At 72.8% G+C, this 15,106-nt stretch carries 13 protein-coding genes; 7 read left to right on the forward strand and 6 right to left on the reverse strand.

The genetic code is table 11. The features are described from left to right. Positions 1-26: 26 nt before the first annotated feature. Positions 27-707 carry a response regulator gene (locus ACFQQI_RS12600; protein ID WP_378563428.1) on the reverse strand — a complete coding sequence of 227 codons (681 nt, stop codon included), beginning with the start codon at positions 705-707 and terminating at the stop codon, positions 27-29. Between the two features lie 43 nt (positions 708-750). Here ACFQQI_RS12600 and ACFQQI_RS12605 point away from each other — a divergent pair, with 43 nt between their 5' ends. From ACFQQI_RS12605 to ACFQQI_RS12620, 4 genes are read left to right on the forward strand one after another with little or no spacing between them, the layout of a single operon-like run. Continuing rightward, positions 751-1,251 (forward strand): PH domain-containing protein, encoded by a 501-nt coding sequence (locus tag ACFQQI_RS12605; RefSeq protein WP_378563431.1) that lies wholly within the window; start codon positions 751-753, stop codon positions 1,249-1,251. Continuing rightward, on the forward strand, positions 1,248-2,747 hold the full coding sequence (locus ACFQQI_RS12610; protein ID WP_378563434.1) for a PH domain-containing protein: 1,500 nt from the start codon (positions 1,248-1,250) through the stop codon (positions 2,745-2,747). The genes ACFQQI_RS12605 and ACFQQI_RS12610 overlap by 4 nt, the downstream gene beginning before the upstream one ends. A 19-nt stretch (positions 2,748-2,766) precedes the next feature. After that, positions 2,767-6,165 (forward strand): pyruvate carboxylase, encoded by a 3,399-nt coding sequence (locus ACFQQI_RS12615; RefSeq protein ID WP_378563437.1) that lies wholly within the window; start codon positions 2,767-2,769, stop codon positions 6,163-6,165. A 7-nt stretch (positions 6,166-6,172) separates the two neighbouring features. Then, positions 6,173-7,342, forward strand: coding sequence for a benzoate/H(+) symporter BenE family transporter (locus tag ACFQQI_RS12620; RefSeq protein WP_378563440.1), 1,170 nt, complete (start codon positions 6,173-6,175; stop codon positions 7,340-7,342). Here the strand turns inward: ACFQQI_RS12620 and ACFQQI_RS12625 are convergent. From ACFQQI_RS12625 to lpdA, 4 genes are all read right to left on the reverse strand, one after another. After that, entirely contained in the window at positions 7,323-8,540 is a 1,218-nt protein-coding gene (locus ACFQQI_RS12625) for a SpoIID/LytB domain-containing protein (RefSeq protein ID WP_378563443.1), read from the reverse strand. The genes ACFQQI_RS12620 and ACFQQI_RS12625 overlap by 20 nt on opposite strands. Positions 8,541-8,636: 96 nt before the next feature. Then, positions 8,637-9,821: a SpoIID/LytB domain-containing protein gene (locus ACFQQI_RS12630; RefSeq protein WP_378563446.1), complete on the reverse strand. Its 1,185-nt coding sequence runs from the start codon at positions 9,819-9,821 to the stop codon at positions 8,637-8,639. A gap of 73 nt (positions 9,822-9,894) precedes the next feature. Further along, a complete protein-coding gene (locus tag ACFQQI_RS12635; protein WP_378563449.1) occupies positions 9,895-11,292 on the reverse strand; it encodes an NAD(P)H-quinone dehydrogenase in 1,398 nt (465 codons plus the stop codon). Further along, positions 11,292-12,689, reverse strand: coding sequence for a dihydrolipoyl dehydrogenase (gene lpdA, locus ACFQQI_RS12640; RefSeq protein ID WP_378563452.1), 1,398 nt, complete (start codon positions 12,687-12,689; stop codon positions 11,292-11,294). The genes ACFQQI_RS12635 and lpdA overlap by 1 nt, the downstream gene beginning before the upstream one ends. 59 nt (positions 12,690-12,748) lie before the next feature. On the opposite strand from lpdA, the gene ACFQQI_RS12645 reads away from it, so the two are divergent. Then, positions 12,749-13,201 carry a gamma-glutamylcyclotransferase gene (locus tag ACFQQI_RS12645; protein ID WP_378563455.1) on the forward strand — a complete coding sequence of 151 codons (453 nt, stop codon included), beginning with the start codon at positions 12,749-12,751 and terminating at the stop codon, positions 13,199-13,201. Between the two features lie 2 nt (positions 13,202-13,203). Here the strand turns inward: ACFQQI_RS12645 and ACFQQI_RS12650 are convergent, their stop codons facing one another. Then, entirely contained in the window at positions 13,204-13,593 is a 390-nt protein-coding gene (locus ACFQQI_RS12650) for a VOC family protein (protein WP_378563458.1), read from the reverse strand. 55 nt (positions 13,594-13,648) lie between these two features. Here ACFQQI_RS12650 and ACFQQI_RS12655 point away from each other — a divergent pair, with 55 nt between their 5' ends. Both ACFQQI_RS12655 and ACFQQI_RS12660 read left to right on the forward strand, forming a co-directional pair. After that, the gene (locus ACFQQI_RS12655) at positions 13,649-14,461 is read left to right on the forward strand and encodes a purine-nucleoside phosphorylase (RefSeq protein WP_378563461.1); all 813 of its coding nucleotides are present in this window, start codon (positions 13,649-13,651) and stop codon (positions 14,459-14,461) included. Then, positions 14,461-15,105, forward strand: a complete 645-nt coding sequence (locus ACFQQI_RS12660; protein ID WP_378563464.1) for a heme oxygenase (biliverdin-producing) — start codon at positions 14,461-14,463, stop codon at positions 15,103-15,105. The genes ACFQQI_RS12655 and ACFQQI_RS12660 overlap by 1 nt, the downstream gene beginning before the upstream one ends. The last annotated feature ends 1 nt before the right edge of the window (position 15,106 follow it).

Below are 15,106 nucleotides of genomic sequence, written 5' to 3' on the forward strand. Positions count from 1 at the left end.
CACACCGGCGGGGGTTGACCGCCCACTCACCCCGAGGAGTTGCCGCCGGTCGCCTCGAGATAGGCCAGCACGGCCATCACCCGGCGGTTGGTGTCGGCCTCGTTGGAGAGGCCGAGCTTCTGGAAGACCGAGCCGACGTGCTTCTCGACGGCCCGCTCGCTCATGTAGAGCACCTTCGCCGTCGCTGCGTTGCTGCGGCCGCTGGCGAGCTCTCGCAGCACCTCGAGCTCGCGGTCGGTGAGCCCGCGCAGCGCGGACCCGGTGTCCTGGTTCTTCCGCTGCAGCAGGCCCTCCACGACCTTGGGGTCGAGGGCCGAGCCGCCCCGGGCGACGTCGTGCAGCGCCCGCACCAGCTCGTCGACCTCGGCGACCCGCTCCTTGAGCAGGTAGCCGAGGCCCTCCACCCCGTCCGAGAGCAGGTCGAGGGCGTAGTCCTCCTCGACGTACTGGGAGAGCACGACGACACCCGTGCCCGGGAAGCTCGCGCGGATGCGCTTGGCCGCGTCGATGCCCTCGGTGGTGAACGTCGGCGGCATCCGGATGTCGGTGAGCACGGCGTCCGGACGGTGCGCGGCGACGGCACGCAGGAGCGCGTCGGTGTCGGCGGCCGTCTCGAGCAGCTCGACCTCGGCCGTCTCGGCGAGCAGCCCCGCCACACCCTCCCTCACGAGGTAGTTGTCGTCCGCGAAGACGACGCGCACCGTCATGTGCTCACTGTAGGGCTCGCGGGCGGACCGTAGGGTTCGTCGCATGACCGAACTGGGTGTCGGGCTCCGGCTCCGGGAGCCCAGGCAGCGGGTGAGCCCCCGGGCCCGCCTGATGTGGGCGACGTCCGCCGGGATCGAGGCGCTCGTGCTGGTCACGATCGTCGCCGTGGTCGGCCCCGTCACCGGCTGGTTGCCGATCCCCGTCTGGCTGACGGTGCTGGTCGGCCTCGCCGCGGTGGCGTACGTCGTGGTGGTGCCGCTGTGGCGCTACCAGGTGCACCGCTGGGAGGTCACGGGCACGGCGGTCTACACCCAGACCGGCTGGTGGGTGCGCGAGCGGCGGATCGCGCCGATGTCGCGCATCCAGACCGTCGACCACGCCGAGGGCGCGGTCGCGCGGCTCTTCGGGCTGGCCACGGTCACCGTCACGACCGCCTCGGCCGCCGGTGCGCTCGAGATCGTCGGCCTCGAGCGCGACCGGGCGCTGGCGCTCGCCGACCAGCTCGCGGTGCAGGCCGACACCGTGCCCGGCGACGCGACATGAGCGCTGCACCCGATCAGGGTTGGCGCCGGCTCGACCCGCGGATGCTGCTCGTCCACCCGGTCCGCGAGCTGATGCGCTTCCTACCGGCCCTGCTCGCCGTCTACATCGCCGGCACCGCTGCCGGACGGACCGACTGGTGGCACGGGCTGGGCATCGCGATCCCGGTCGCGCTCGGCGTGCTGCGCTACTTCACGACGTACTTCCGCATCACCGAGACCCGCGTCGAGCTGCGCCGCGGGCTGGTGAACCGGCACCTGCTGTCGACCCCGCTCGACCGGGTCCGCACCGTCGACGTCACCGCGCCCCTCACCCACCGCCTGCTCGGGGTGACCACGGTGCGGATCGGCACCGGCACCGCCTCGACCGACGACGAGGACCACCTCGACCTCGACGGCCTGCCCGTCGACCAGGCCCGGCGGCTGCGCACCGAGCTGCTCCGGCTCCACCCGGGCGCGGTCGAGACCGCCGGGACCGATCACGTGGTGGTGCGGTTCGACCCCGCGTGGGTGCGCTTCGCGCCGCTGACGACGACCGGGCTGGCGCTGGCGGGTGCCGCCCTCGGCCTCGCGGCCCAGGCGATCAACTCGGTCGGCGGCTTCGAGGACGTCGACGCCGCCGGGCTCGTGGACGGGCCCGCCGGCTGGTCGGTGTGGCTGGCGGTGCCGATCGCGCTCGTCGGTCTGCTGGTGGCGGTCTCCACCCTCGCCATCGGCGGGTACGTCGTGACGAACTGGGGCTTCACGCTCACCCACACCGGGCCCTCCCGCCGCGGCGCCTGGCACCTGCGCCGCGGGCTGCTCACCACCCGCGACACGACGCTCGACGACGAGCGGGTCAGCGGCGTGAGCGTCGCCGACCCGCTCGGGCTGCGCCTGGCCGGCGGCGGCCGGGTCTCCGCAATCGTGACCGGCCTCGACCGCAGCGAGTCCGGCAGCTCGCTGCTGGCGCCGCCCTGCCCACGCCCCGTCGTCGACCTCGTGGCGACCGAGGTGCTCGGCACCGCGACGCCGCTGACGGCGCTGCTGACCGCACACGGCCCGCGCGCCCGGACCCGCCGCTACACCCGCGCGACCGTGCCGACGCTCGTCGTGCTGGCCGTCGTGGCGGTGCTGGTCGCCGCCGACGTGCTCTCGCCGTGGTGGCTGCTGACGCTGGTCGCGCTGCCGGCCGCGCTCCTCCTCGCCCGCGACCGGACGGCCGCGCTCGGCCACGCGCTCGTCGACGACCACCTGGTCGCGCGCTCGGGCAGCCTCAACCGGCACCGCGACGCGCTCGCCGTCCGCGGCGTGATCGGCTGGAACCTGCGGTCCTCGTGGTTCCAGCGCCGCGCCGGCCTCACGACGCTCGTCGCGACCACGGCCGGCGGCCGCCAGGCGGTCACCGTGCTCGACGTACCCCTCGACACGGCGGTGGCGCTCGCCCACGACGCCATGCCGGACCTCGTCGGGCAGTTCCTCGTCTCGCGAGACGCGGGGGCGGCGCCACACCCGGGGTAGGGCTTATACCGTGTCCGCCATGTTCTCCAAGGTGCTGGTGGCCAACCGTGGCGAGATCGCGATCCGGGCGTTCCGCGCGGCCTACGAGCTCGGCGCGCGGACCGTGGCCGTCTTCCCCTACGAGGACCGCTGGTCCGAGCACCGGCTGAAGGCCGACGAAGCCTACGAGATCGGCGAGCGCGGCCACCCGGTGCGCGCCTACCTCGACCCCGAGGCGATCGTGGCCGTGGCCGTGCGTGCGGGCGCGGACGCCGTCTATCCGGGCTACGGCTTCCTGTCCGAGAACCCGGCGCTCGCCGAGGCGTGCGCCCGGGCGGGCATCACGTTCATCGGCCCCACGTCCGACGTGCTCGAGCTGACCGGCAACAAGGCCCGCGCGATCGCCGCGGCGAAGGCCGCCGGGGTGCCGACGCTGGCCTCCGTCGATCCGTCCACGGACGTGGACGCGCTGGTCGAGGCGGCGAGCGCGCTGCCCTACCCGCTCTTCGTCAAGGCCGTCGCCGGCGGTGGTGGTCGCGGCATGCGGCGCGTCGACGACCCCCAGGACCTGAGGGACGCGGTCGAGACCTGCATGCGCGAGGCCGACGGCGCCTTCGGCGACCCGACGGTCTTCATCGAGCAGGCCGTGGTCGACCCGCGGCACATCGAGGTGCAGATCCTCGCCGACGGCGAGGGTGAGGTCATCCACCTCTTCGAGCGCGACTGCTCGGTGCAGCGGCGCCACCAGAAGGTCGTCGAGATCGCGCCGGCTCCCAACCTCGACCCGGACCTGCGGGACCGGATCTGTGCCGACGCGGTGCGGTTCGCGCGGGAGATCGGCTACCGCAACGCGGGCACGGTCGAGTTCCTGCTCGACCCGGAGGGCAACTACGTCTTCATCGAGATGAACCCCCGCATCCAGGTCGAGCACACCGTGACCGAGGAGGTCACCGACGTCGACCTGGTGCAGTCGCAGATGCGGATCGCCTCGGGCGAGACGCTGGCCGACCTCCAGCTCGCGCAGGACACCGTGCAGCTGCGCGGCGCCGCGCTGCAGTGCCGCATCACGACCGAGGACCCGGCCAACAACTTCCGCCCCGACACCGGCGTGATCACGACGTACCGCTCCCCCGGCGGTGGCGGCGTCCGCGTCGACGGCGGTACGACGTACACCGGCGCGGAGGTCTCCGCGCACTTCGACTCGATGCTGGCCAAGCTCACCTGCCGCGGCCGCACGTTCGACAAGGCGGTCGAGAAGGCCCGCCGGGCCGTGGCGGAGTTCCGCATCCGCGGCGTCTCGACGAACATCCCGTTCCTCCAGGCCGTGCTCGCCGACCCCGACTTCGCGGGCGGCCGGGTGACGACGTCGTTCATCGAGACCCACCCGCAGCTGCTGCAGGCGCGCGGCTCGGGCGACCGCGGCAGCAAGCTGCTCACCTACCTCGCCGACGTCACCGTCAACCAGCCGTACGGCGCGACGCCGGTCAGCCTCGACCCGACCGCGAAGCTGCCCGCCGTCGACCTCGACGTGCCCGCGCCCGACGGCACGCGGCAGCTGCTGCTCGAGGTCGGCCCCGAGGAGTTCGCGCGCCGGCTGCGGGCGCAGAAGGACGTCGCCGTCACCGACACGACCTTCCGCGACGCCCACCAGTCGCTGCTGGCGACCCGGGTCCGCACCCGCGACCTGCTCGCCGTCGCCGGCCACGTCGCCCGCACCACGCCCGAGCTGTGGTCCGTGGAGTGCTGGGGCGGCGCGACGTACGACGTCGCCCTGCGCTTCCTCTCCGAGGACCCGTGGGAGCGCCTCGCGTCGTTGCGCCAGGCGGTGCCGAACATCTGCCTCCAGATGCTGCTGCGCGGCCGCAACACGGTCGGCTACACGCCGTACCCGACCGAGGTCACGCACGCGTTCGTCGAGGAGGCGGCCGCGACCGGCATCGACGTCTTCCGCATCTTCGACGCCCTCAACGACGTCGAGCAGATGCGCCCCGCGATCGAGGCCGTCCGGGCCACCGGCACGGCCGTCGCCGAGGTCGCGCTCTGCTACACCGGCGACCTGTCCGATCCCGACGAGAAGCTCTACACGCTCGACTACTACCTGCGGCTCGCCGACCGGATGGTCGAGGCCGGCGCGCACGTGCTCTCGATCAAGGACATGGCCGGCCTGCTGCGGGCTCCGGCCGCGCGGACGCTCGTCACGGCGCTGCGCGAGCGCTTCGACCTGCCGGTGCACCTGCACACCCACGACACCGCCGGCGGCCAGCTCGCGACCCTGCTGACGGCCATCGACGCGGGCGTCGACGCCGTCGACGCGGCCACCGCCTCGATGGCCGGCACCACCTCGCAGCCGTCGCTCTCGGCGTTGGTCTCCGCCACCGACCACGGCCCCCGCGAGACCGGCCTGTCGCTGGCCGCGGTCAACGCGCTCGAGCCCTACTGGGAGGCGACCCGCCGGGTCTACGCGCCGTTCGAGTCCGCGCTGCCGTCGCCGACCGGTCGCGTCTACCGCCACGAGATCCCCGGCGGCCAGCTCTCCAACCTGCGCCAGCAGGCGATCGCGCTCGGCCTCGGTGAGAAGTTCGAGCAGATCGAGGACATGTACGCCGCCGCCAACGACATCGTCGGCAACGTCCCGAAGGTGACGCCGTCGTCGAAGGTCATCGGCGACCTCGCCCTCCACCTCGTCGCGGTCGGCGCCGACCCCGCGGAGTTCGCCGAGAACCCCGGCCAGTTCGACATCCCCGACTCCGTCATCGGCTTCCTCAACGGCGAGCTCGGCGACCCGCCGGGCGGCTGGCCGGAGCCGTTCCGCACGAAGGCGCTCGCGGGCCGCAAGCACAAGCCGCCGGTCGAGCACCTCACCGCCGAGCAGCAGGAGGAGCTCGCCGGTCCCGCCGGCGTCAGCGTCCCGGGACGCCGCCGGATGCTCAACGAGCTGCTCTTCCCCGGCCCGACGAAGGAGTTCACCGAGTCGCGCGCGACGTACGGCGACCTGTCGGTCGTGCCGACCCGCGAGTACCTCTACGGCCTGCGCCAGGGTGTCGAGCACGAGGTCGAGCTCGAGGAGGGCAAGACGCTGATCTTCGGCATCCAGGCGATCAGCGAGCCCGACGAGCGCGGCATCCGCACGGTGCTCGCCACCGTCAACGGCCAGCTGCGTCCGGTCAACATCCGGGACCGGTCGATCGCGGCCGAGGTCGCCGCCGCCGAGAAGGCGGACACCTCGCGGCCCGGCCACGTCGCGGCGCCGTTCCAGGGCGTGGTGACGGTCGTCGTGGCCGAGGGCGACAAGGTGGCCGCCGGCGACACCGTGGCGACCATCGAGGCGATGAAGATGGAGGCCTCGATCACCGCACCCGTGGGCGGCACCGTCGACCGGATCGCGCTCGCCGGCACCCAGGCCGTCGACGGCGGCGACCTGGTGCTCGTGCTGTCCTGAGCTCGGGATGACCGACCACGAGGGCACCCCGGTCGTCGCCGGGGTCGTCACGGGAGTGGTCGGCTTCAGCAGCGCCTTCGTGGTCGTGCTGGCCGGCCTGACGGCGGTCGGCGCGAGCCCGGCGCAGGCCGCGTCGGGGCTGCTCGTCGTCTGCGTGACGCCGGCCCTGGGCATGCTCTGGCTCGCGCTGAGGCACCGCACCCCGATCACGCTGGCGTGGTCGACGCCGGGCGCCGCCCTGCTGATCTCGACCGGCGTCGTGGCCGGCGGCTGGCCGGCCGCGGTCGGGGCGTTCGTCGTCGCGGGCGTGCTCATCGTCCTCACCGGCCTGGTGCCCGCCCTCGGCGACCTGATCGCGCGCATCCCGACCTCGCTCGCCCGGGCGATGCTCGCCGGCGTGCTCGTGCCGATCTGCCTGGAGCCGGTCACCGGGCTCGCGGACTCCCCCGAGTACGTCGCGCCGGTCGTCGTCGCCTGGCTGGTCATGCACCGCGTCTCGCGGCGCTGGGCGGTGCCGGTGTCGCTCGTCGTCGCCCTCGTCGTCGTGCTCGTCTCGGCCGGCTCGTCGGTCACGCCGGCCGATCTCGTCCCGTCGGTCGCCTGGACGACGCCCCACTGGAGCGTGCCCGCGGTGGTGAGCATCGCCGTGCCCCTCTACGTCGTGACGATGGCGTCGCAGAACGTGCCGGGCGTGGCGATCGCCGCGAGCTACGGGTGGGTCGTGCCGTGGCGCGAGTCGATGAGCGTGACCGGCATCGGCACGATCGTCGGTGCGCCGTTCGGCGGGCACGCCATCAACCTCGCGGCGATCACCGCCGCGATGACGGCAGGCCCGATGGCCGGACCCGACCGGAGCCGGCGGTGGATCGCGGCGGTGAGCGCGGCGGCGACGTACGTCGTGCTCGCGCTGTGCTGCGGCGCGCTGACCGCACTCGTGGCAGCGGCTCCGGGCGGCGTCATGCAGGCGGCGGCCGGCCTAGCCCTGCTCGGCACCCTCGCGTCGTCGCTGGCCGGCGCCCTCGCCGAGGAGGACGGCCGCGAGGCCGCGGCGGTGTGCTTCCTCGTCGCGGCGTCGGGCGTGACCGTGCTCGGCATCGGCGCCGCGTTCTGGGCCCTGGTCGCGGGCCTGGTGCTGCGCCCGCTCCTCGCGCGCGGGCTCAGCCGGGCGAGATCGTGAACGTCAGCCAGGTGGACCGCAGGCCGAGCACGGAGCGGAAGGTGTCACCGCTGACGGTCACCTGACCGCCGGTGCCGGCGAGCGTGATCGAGCCGACCCGGCCGCCCCACGTGCCGTTGCCGTCGCGCGAGGTGACGTCGATCCGGCTGAGGTCGCCGACCTTCGGCCACGCCTGCTCCAGGCGGGTGTCGGTGAGCACGACCTTCCACTCGTGGACCGGGTTGCCGGCCCAGCCGTCGTACGGGTCCTCGCGCGCGGCGAGGTAGGGCACCGAGCCGGCGGAGGTCCAGCCGCCGCTGCTCGACCCGAACTGCGTGAACGCCGGCTCGCCGTCGCTGGTCAGGATCTGGGTCCGGGTGTCCCGGATCGCCAGGCTGGCGGCGGGGTGCTCGGCAGCGACCCCGCCGTACACCTGGCACGAGGTGGTGTCGCAGATTGGGTACGCCGAGGACCGCGGGTGGGCGCGCTCGTACGCCGCGTAGGTGCGCGCGGCGACCGCCTGGGCGCGGACCGCCTCGGTGCTCCACGACGCCGGCATCTCGAGCGGGACGACGCCGCGCAGGTACTTCTCGAGCCGCAGCTCGTTGACGGTGGCGCGGGCGCCGCTGGAGGTCAGCGCGGTGCGCAGCCGACCGCGGTACGCGCGGTCACCCGACGGCGTCACCAGCGTGACCGGCCGGCCGGCGGCGAAGAACTCGCCGGTGCCCTGCAGGGTCGTGTACGGGTACCACTGGTCGGTCAGGTAGGAGACCTGGCCGACGCCGGACCTGCCGGTGACGACGCGCCACGCGGTGGCGCCGTTCTCGGGCAGGGGCGTGCGGCCGCGGACCTTGCTGTCGCGCAGCGTCAGGCCGCTGCGGGCGCGGACCACGAGGTCGCTCGGGGTCGAGTCGACGGTCAGCTGCACGGTCACCCGGCCGGCGGCGATACCCCACTGCGTGCCGGCGTAGTAGAACTCGGCGATCTGCTGGTAGGTCAGGCCCTGCCGGGCGGCGCCCTCGGCGCCGTACTGCGACATCCCGTGGCCGTGCCCGTAGCCCTGCCCGGTGATCGTGATCCGGGCCGCGGGGGTCACGTCCCAGGCGCTGGCCTCGCGCCGCTCGGCGGCACCCGCAGGCGCGGTCGGGACGATGGCGAGTGTGGCCGTCAGCGCGCCGATCAGCAGGCCGGCGCGCGCGGGCGCGGAGGTGCGACGCATGGGTTCCCCGTGGCTCGAAGTGACTCGTGGTGCGAATGTGACGACACATCGCACCACGGCCAGATCGGCCCCGTAATGTGAACCTGCGAACTACACTTATGTAATTTGCAGCAGGGTCGACCGCAGGCCCATCCAGTCCCGGAAGTCGTCGCCGGAGACCGTGTGGGTGGCGCCGGTGCCGGTCACCGTGAGCTCCAGGGCCCGGCCGCCGAAGGCGCCCCGGCCGTCGCGACCCGTGACCTCGATCGACACGAGGTCACCGATGTCGGGCCAGTTCCGGGTGATGTCGGAGGCGCTGAACGTCGTGGCCTCCGGGTCCTCGCCGGGCACGCCCTGGTCGAAGGTGTCCTCCTCCGCGCGGAGGTACGGGCGGCCGCCGTCCACGCTCCAGCCGCCGTTGCTCGCGGAGAACTGGGCGAAGGCCGGGCGGCCGTCGTACGTCACGACCTTGCGCGCCGTGGCCCTGATGGCCTGGTCGGAGAGCGAGTGCTCCTCGTCGACGCCGCCGTAGACCTGGCAGGCGTCGGTGTCGCACAGGTCGTAGGCGTCGTGCCTGTTGTCACGGCGCTCGAAGGCGGCGTACGTGCGGGCCGCGACCGCCTGGGAGCGCACGGCGTGGCGCGGCCACTCGGCCGGCACCTCCTGGGCGACGACGCCGCGCAGGTAGGCCTCGAGCGAGAGGACGTTGACGGTGTCGCGGCTGCTGCCGGAGTCGTTCATCGACGTCGAGCGCAGGCTGCCGCGGTACGACGCCCGGCCGCCCGGGGTATTCAGCTCGATCGGCTGGCCGCCCGCGGTGAACTCGGCGTCGCCGCGCGCGGTGCGCCAGCCGTGCCAGCCGCCGGTCTTGAACGAGACCTTCGAGCGGTGCCCTGCGGGCTGGATCTTCCAGGCCTTCACCTGCTTGCCGCGGACCTTCGCCGGCAGCCGCCAGGTGCGGCCGTTGCCGAGGGAGTGCAGCTTCAGGCCGGGCCGTGCGATCACGACCACGTCGCGGGACGTGTCGCCCGTGATCTGGATCCGGATCTTGCCGCCCGCGGTGCCCCACTTCGTGCCCGGGTAGTAGTGGCGCACGATCTCGCGCCAGCCCTGCCCGGCGTTGGCACGGTTGCGGGCGCCGTACTGCGAGAGGCCCTTGCCGTGGCCGTTGCCGACCGTCGTGATCGTGACGCTGTCGAGCTTGCGCCGGTCGGGCTTCGCCGGGTCGGCGGTGGCCGGTGCGGCGGTGGCGGCCAGGGCCACCGAGACGGACAGGGCGACGACTGCGCGCCGGATCGGCATCGAACCTCCCGAGGAAGCGGACGGAGCGGTCAGGCTAGCCGAGGGCCGCAAGCAGCCGCCTGAGTTCGGGTGCTCAGACGCGGTGCAGTCGACGCGCGGCTTCCGCGAGCGATCCACTCATCGACGGGTAGACCGTGAACGCCTGGGCCAGCTGGTCGGCCGTCAGCGACTCGGCGACCGCGATCGAGACGGGGTGGATCAGCTCGCTCGCCCGCGGTCCGACGACGACGCCGCCGACGATGCCGCCGGTGCCGGGCCGGCAGAGCAGCTTCACGAAGCCGTCGCGAACGCCCTGCATCTTCGCGCGCGGGTTGCCCGACAGCGGGAGGATCACGACCTCGGCGTGGATCTCCCCCGCGTCGACGGCCTGCTGCGACCAGCCGACGGTGGCGATCTCGGGCGCGGTGAAGACGTTCGACGAGACCTTCTTCAGGTCGAGCGGGTGCACGGCGTCGCCGAGGAAGTGCCACATCGCGATGCGGCCCTGCATGGCCGCGACGCTGGCGAGCATGAGCACGCCGGTGCAGTCGCCGGCGGCGTACACGCCCCGTGCGGAGGTGCGGGAGACCCGGTCGACGTTGACGAAGCCGCCGTCCTTGAGGATGACGCCGGCCTCCTCGAGGCCCATGTCGGCGGTGTTGGGCACCGAGCCGAGGGCGAGGATGCAGTGGGATCCCTGCACCGTCCGGCCGTCGGTGAGGGTCACCGTCACGACGTCGCCGTCGCGGGAGACCGACTCCATGCGCGACTTCGACAGCACGTTCATGCCGCGGCGGGTGAGCACGTCCTCGAGCACCTTGGCGGCGTCGGCGTCCTCCCCGGGCAGTACGCGGTCGCGGCTGGAGACCAGCGTGACCGGGATGCCGAGGTTGAGGTAGGCGCTGGCGAACTCGGCGCCGGTGACGCCGGAGCCCACGACGATGAGCTCGGTCGGCGTCTCGGTCAGGTCGTAGACCTGCTCCCAGGTGAGGATCCGCTCGCCGTCGGGCTGGGCGCCCGGCAAGGTGCGCGGCGCGGCCCCGGTCGCGATGAGCACGGCGTCGGCGCGCAGCATCTGCTCGGTGCCGTCGTCGAGCTGCGCGACGACGCGGTCGGGCCCGGCCAGGCTGCCGCGCCCCTTGACGACGGTGACGCCGTCGCGGGTGAGCCGGCGCTCGATGTCGGCGGACTGGTCGGCCGCGAGCTGCTTGACCCGGGTGTTGACCCGGGCCAGGTCGACCCGGATCGACGTGGCCGCGTCGCCCTCGGCGTCGTGGAAGTTCACGCCGAGCTCGGCCGCCTCGCCGAGCTCGCTCATCACCTCGGCCGTGGCGATGAGCGTCTTGCTCGGCACGCAGTCGGTGAGGACCGCCGAGCCGCCCAGGCCGTCGGTGTCGACGATCGTGACCTCGGCGCCGAGCTGCGCGGCCACGTGAGCGGCCTCGTAGCCTCCGGGGCCGCCCCCGATGATGACGACGCGTTCGCTGCTCATCAGAGGTTGATCATGTGGCCGGCGATGCCCTCGACGGCCTCCTTCATCGCCTCCGACAGCGTCGGGTGGGCGAAGATGTTGCGCGCGACCTCGTCGGCGGTGAGGTCCCACTGCTGGGCCAGGGTGAGTGCCGGCAGCAGCTCCGTGACCTCGGGGCCGATCATGTGGGCTCCGACGATCTCGTTGTACTCCGCGTCCGCGACGATCTTCACGAACCCGACGCCCTCGGCCATGCCGCGGGCCTTGCCGTTGGCGGAGAACGGGAACGTCGCCACCTTCACGTCGTACCCCTTCTCCTTGGCCTGGGCCTCGGAGTAGCCGAACGACGCGATCTGCGGCTGGCAGAACGTCGCGCGCGGGATCATGTCGAAGTTGATCTCGACGGTCTCGGCGCCGGCGATGGTCTCGGCCGCGACGACGCCCATGGCCTCGGCGGTGTGGGCGAGCATGAGCTTGCCGGTGACGTCGCCGATCGCGTAGATGTTCGGCACGTTGGTGCGGCCGCGGGCGTCGACGCCGATCGCGCCGCGGTCGGTGAGCTGGACGCCGGCGTTCTCGAGGCCGTAGCCCTCGACCCGCGGGGCGAAGCCGAAGGCCGCGAGCATGCGGTCGGCCTCGAGCACCTGCTGCGAGTCGTTCTTGAGGTCGGTGACCGTGACCCGGACGCCGCTACCGGTGTCCTCGACCTGGTCGACCCGGGTCGAGAGCAGCACCTTCACGCCGAGCTTCTTGTACTGCTTGAGCAGCTCCTTGGAGACGTCGGCGTCCTCGGTCGGGACCATCCGGTCGAGGAACTCGACGATGGTGACGTCGACGCCGAAGTTCGTGAGCACGTAGGCGAACTCGACGCCGATCGCGCCGGAGCCGCCGATGATGACGCTGCTCGGGAGGTTGCTGTCGAGGATCTGCTCCTCGTAGGTCACGACGTTCTCGCTCGCGCTCATGCCCGGCAGCATCCGGACCTTCGCGCCGGTCGCGACGATGAGGTTGTCGAACGTGTAGGACGTCTTGTTGCCGTCCTTGTCGACCTCGACCTCGTTGGCGCCCTTGATGGTGCCCCAGCCGTCGATCTCGGTGATCTTGTTCTTCTTCATCAGGTAGTGCACGCCCTTGGCGCTGGCCTCGGCGACGCCGCGGCTGCGCTTGTGCGTGATGCCGAAGTCCATGCTCGCGTCGCCACTGATCCCGAAGGTGTCCTTCTCCTTCGTGATGATGTGGGCGATCTCCGCGTTGCGCAGCAGCGCCTTCGACGGGATGCAGCCGACGTTGAGGCAGACACCTCCCCAGTACTTCTCCTCGATGACGGCGACGGACTGGCCGAGCTGGGCGGCGCGGATCGCGGCGACGTACCCACCGGGTCCGGCGCCGAGGACGAGGGTGTCGAAGTGGGTGCTCACGGCCGCCAGCCTACTGACGTGAGGCAGGCCACCCTCAATCGCTCCACTAGTCTGCAGCCGTGACGCTCTACGCCGCCTACGGGACGAACCTCGATCCCGCACGGATGGGCGAGCGCTGCCCCCACTCCCCGCTGTCGACCGTCGGCTGGCTGCAGGGATGGCGGCTCACGTTCGGCGGCGAGGAGCACGGCTGGGACGGCGCGCTCTCCACCCTGGTCGAGGACCCGCTCGAGCAGGTCTTCGTCGCCGTCTACGACGTCACCCGCGAGGACGAGGCGGACCTCGACGGCTGGGAGGCCGCGGACCTGGGCCTCTACCGGAAGATGAAGGTGCGCGTCGCCACGATGACCGGGTCGGTCGTCGCCTGGACCTACGTCCTCGACGCCTACGAGGGCGGGCTGCCGTCCGCGTCGTACCTCGGCGTCCTCGCCGACGCCGCCGAGGCCGCCGACGCCCCCGCCGACTACGTCGCCGCCCTCCGCAACCGCCCCTGCCGCTCGACCGGGTTGTAGGGCTACGCCGCAGGCGGCACCGTGTGGCAGACCGCCTCGACGTTGTTGCCGTCGGGGTCGCGCACGAAGGCGCCGAAGTAGTGGTCGTGGTACTCCGGCCAGTGGCGCGGCTCGTGGAGCACCTCGGCGCCGAGCGAGACGGCGGCGTCGAAGAACGCGCGTACGGCGTCGGCGCTCTCGGCCTGGAAGGCGACGTGGATCTCGCGGTTGGGGCCGGAGGCCGGGCCCTCGGGCGGCTGGCGGCCGATCCAGAAGTCCGGTTTGTCCGCGCCGTACCCGATCGCGACCTCGTAGTCGAGGATCCGCCGGAACCCGAGCGTGCCGAGGACCCGGTCGTAGAAGGCCGCAGCGGCCTCGAGGTCGGAGCAGTTGATGCCGAGGTGGTCGATCATGACGTCATCGTGCCGGATTCCGACCCCGCGCGGGGTCGCCATTAGAGTCGCCCGCGTGACCCACGCTGCTGCACCCGAGTCCCCCTACGACCTCGCCGGCGAGGCCGCCCTGCGCCTCGCCGAGCTGACCGGCGTCGAGCGCCACGACGTGGCACTCGTGCTGGGCTCGGGCTGGCTGCCGGCCGTCGACGCGCTCGGCGAGGCCACCGCCGAGATCGCCACCACGGACCTGCCCGGGTTCGGCGCGGCCGCCGTCGCCGGGCACTCCGGCAAGATCCGGTCGATCCGCGCCGGCGACAAGAACCTGCTGGTATTCCTGAGCCGCACGCACTTCTACGAGGGCAAGGGCGTCGAGGCCGTCGTGCACGGCGTGCGTACGGCGGCGCGGGCCGGGTGCCGCGCGATCGTGCTCACCAACGGCTGCGGTGGTCTCAAGGAGACGTGGACGCCGGGCACCCCGGTGCTGATCTCCGACCACATCAACCTCACCGGCCGGAGCCCCATCGTCGGCGCGACGTTCGTCGACCTCACCGACCTCTACAGCTCGCGGCTGCGCGCGCTGTGCCGCGAGGTGGACCCGAGCCTCGACGAGGGCGTCTACGTCCAGTTCCCCGGCCCCCACTACGAGACCCCGGCCGAGGTCCGGATGGCCGGCGTCCTCGGCGGCCACCTGGTCGGCATGAGCACCACCCTCGAGGCCATCGCCGCCCGCGAGGCCGGCATGGAGGTGCTCGGCATCAGCCTGGTCACCAACCTCGCCGCCGGCATCAGCGACCAGCCGCTCAACCACGAGGAGGTCCTCGAGGCCGGTCGGGCCGCCGCGTCGCGGATGGGCGACCTGCTCGGACGGGTCGTCCCGCGCATCTGATGACCGACGTGCGACTGTCGACCGCCATGCGGGAGGGCTCCGCCGCGGAGCACCAAGCGGCGGAGGACTCGACGTTCATGTCCGAGCTGCTCGCCGGCCGCGTGAGCGAGCATGGGTACGCCGACTACCTGCTCCGCCTGCGCGGCGTCTACGCGACGATGGAGGAGCAGGTCCGCACGCACCGCGACGACCCGGCCGTCGCCGCCGTGCACGACACCGCCCTCGAGCGGCTCGACGCGATCGACGCCGACCTCGACCACTGGGCCCCCGAGCGTCCGCGCACGGTCGACTCCCCCGCCGCGGACGCCTACCGGCAGCGGCTCGCCGCGGCCGCCGCCGAGTGGCCCGCGCTGCTCGTCGCCCACCACTACACGCGCTACCTCGGCGACCTCTCCGGCGGCCAGGCCATCGGGCGGATCCTCGACCGCACCTTCGAGCTCGACGGCAGCGGGATCGCCTTCTACGACTTCCCCGACATCGCCAAGCCGAAGGTCTACAAGGACGGGTACCGCGCCCGCCTCGACGGGCTCGGCATGGACGCCGCACAGCAGAGCCTGATCGTCGCCGAGGTCAAGCACGCCTTCCGCCTCAACCAGGACCTGTTCGCCGAGCTGGGCGAGAACCTCGAGGCGTACGCTCCCTGAG

The organism is Nocardioides sp. GCM10030259, from assembly GCF_042666375.1.
GTDB lineage: Bacteria > Actinomycetota > Actinomycetes > Propionibacteriales > Nocardioidaceae > Nocardioides.

Coding starts and splice junctions, on each gene's coding strand:
- ACFQQI_RS12600 (WP_378563428.1), bottom strand. CDS start 707: ATGACGGTGCGCGTCGTCTTCGCGGACGACAACTACCTCGTGAGGGAG.
- ACFQQI_RS12605 (WP_378563431.1), top strand. CDS start 751: ATGACCGAACTGGGTGTCGGGCTCCGGCTCCGGGAGCCCAGGCAGCGG.
- ACFQQI_RS12610 (WP_378563434.1), top strand. CDS start 1,248: ATGAGCGCTGCACCCGATCAGGGTTGGCGCCGGCTCGACCCGCGGATG.
- ACFQQI_RS12615 (WP_378563437.1), top strand. CDS start 2,767: ATGTTCTCCAAGGTGCTGGTGGCCAACCGTGGCGAGATCGCGATCCGG.
- ACFQQI_RS12620 (WP_378563440.1), top strand. CDS start 6,173: ATGACCGACCACGAGGGCACCCCGGTCGTCGCCGGGGTCGTCACGGGA.
- ACFQQI_RS12625 (WP_378563443.1), bottom strand. CDS start 8,540: ATGCGTCGCACCTCCGCGCCCGCGCGCGCCGGCCTGCTGATCGGCGCG.
- ACFQQI_RS12630 (WP_378563446.1), bottom strand. CDS start 9,821: ATGCCGATCCGGCGCGCAGTCGTCGCCCTGTCCGTCTCGGTGGCCCTG.
- ACFQQI_RS12635 (WP_378563449.1), bottom strand. CDS start 11,292: ATGAGCAGCGAACGCGTCGTCATCATCGGGGGCGGCCCCGGAGGCTAC.
- ACFQQI_RS12650 (WP_378563458.1), bottom strand. CDS start 13,593: ATGATCGACCACCTCGGCATCAACTGCTCCGACCTCGAGGCCGCTGCG.
- ACFQQI_RS12660 (WP_378563464.1), top strand. CDS start 14,461: ATGACCGACGTGCGACTGTCGACCGCCATGCGGGAGGGCTCCGCCGCG.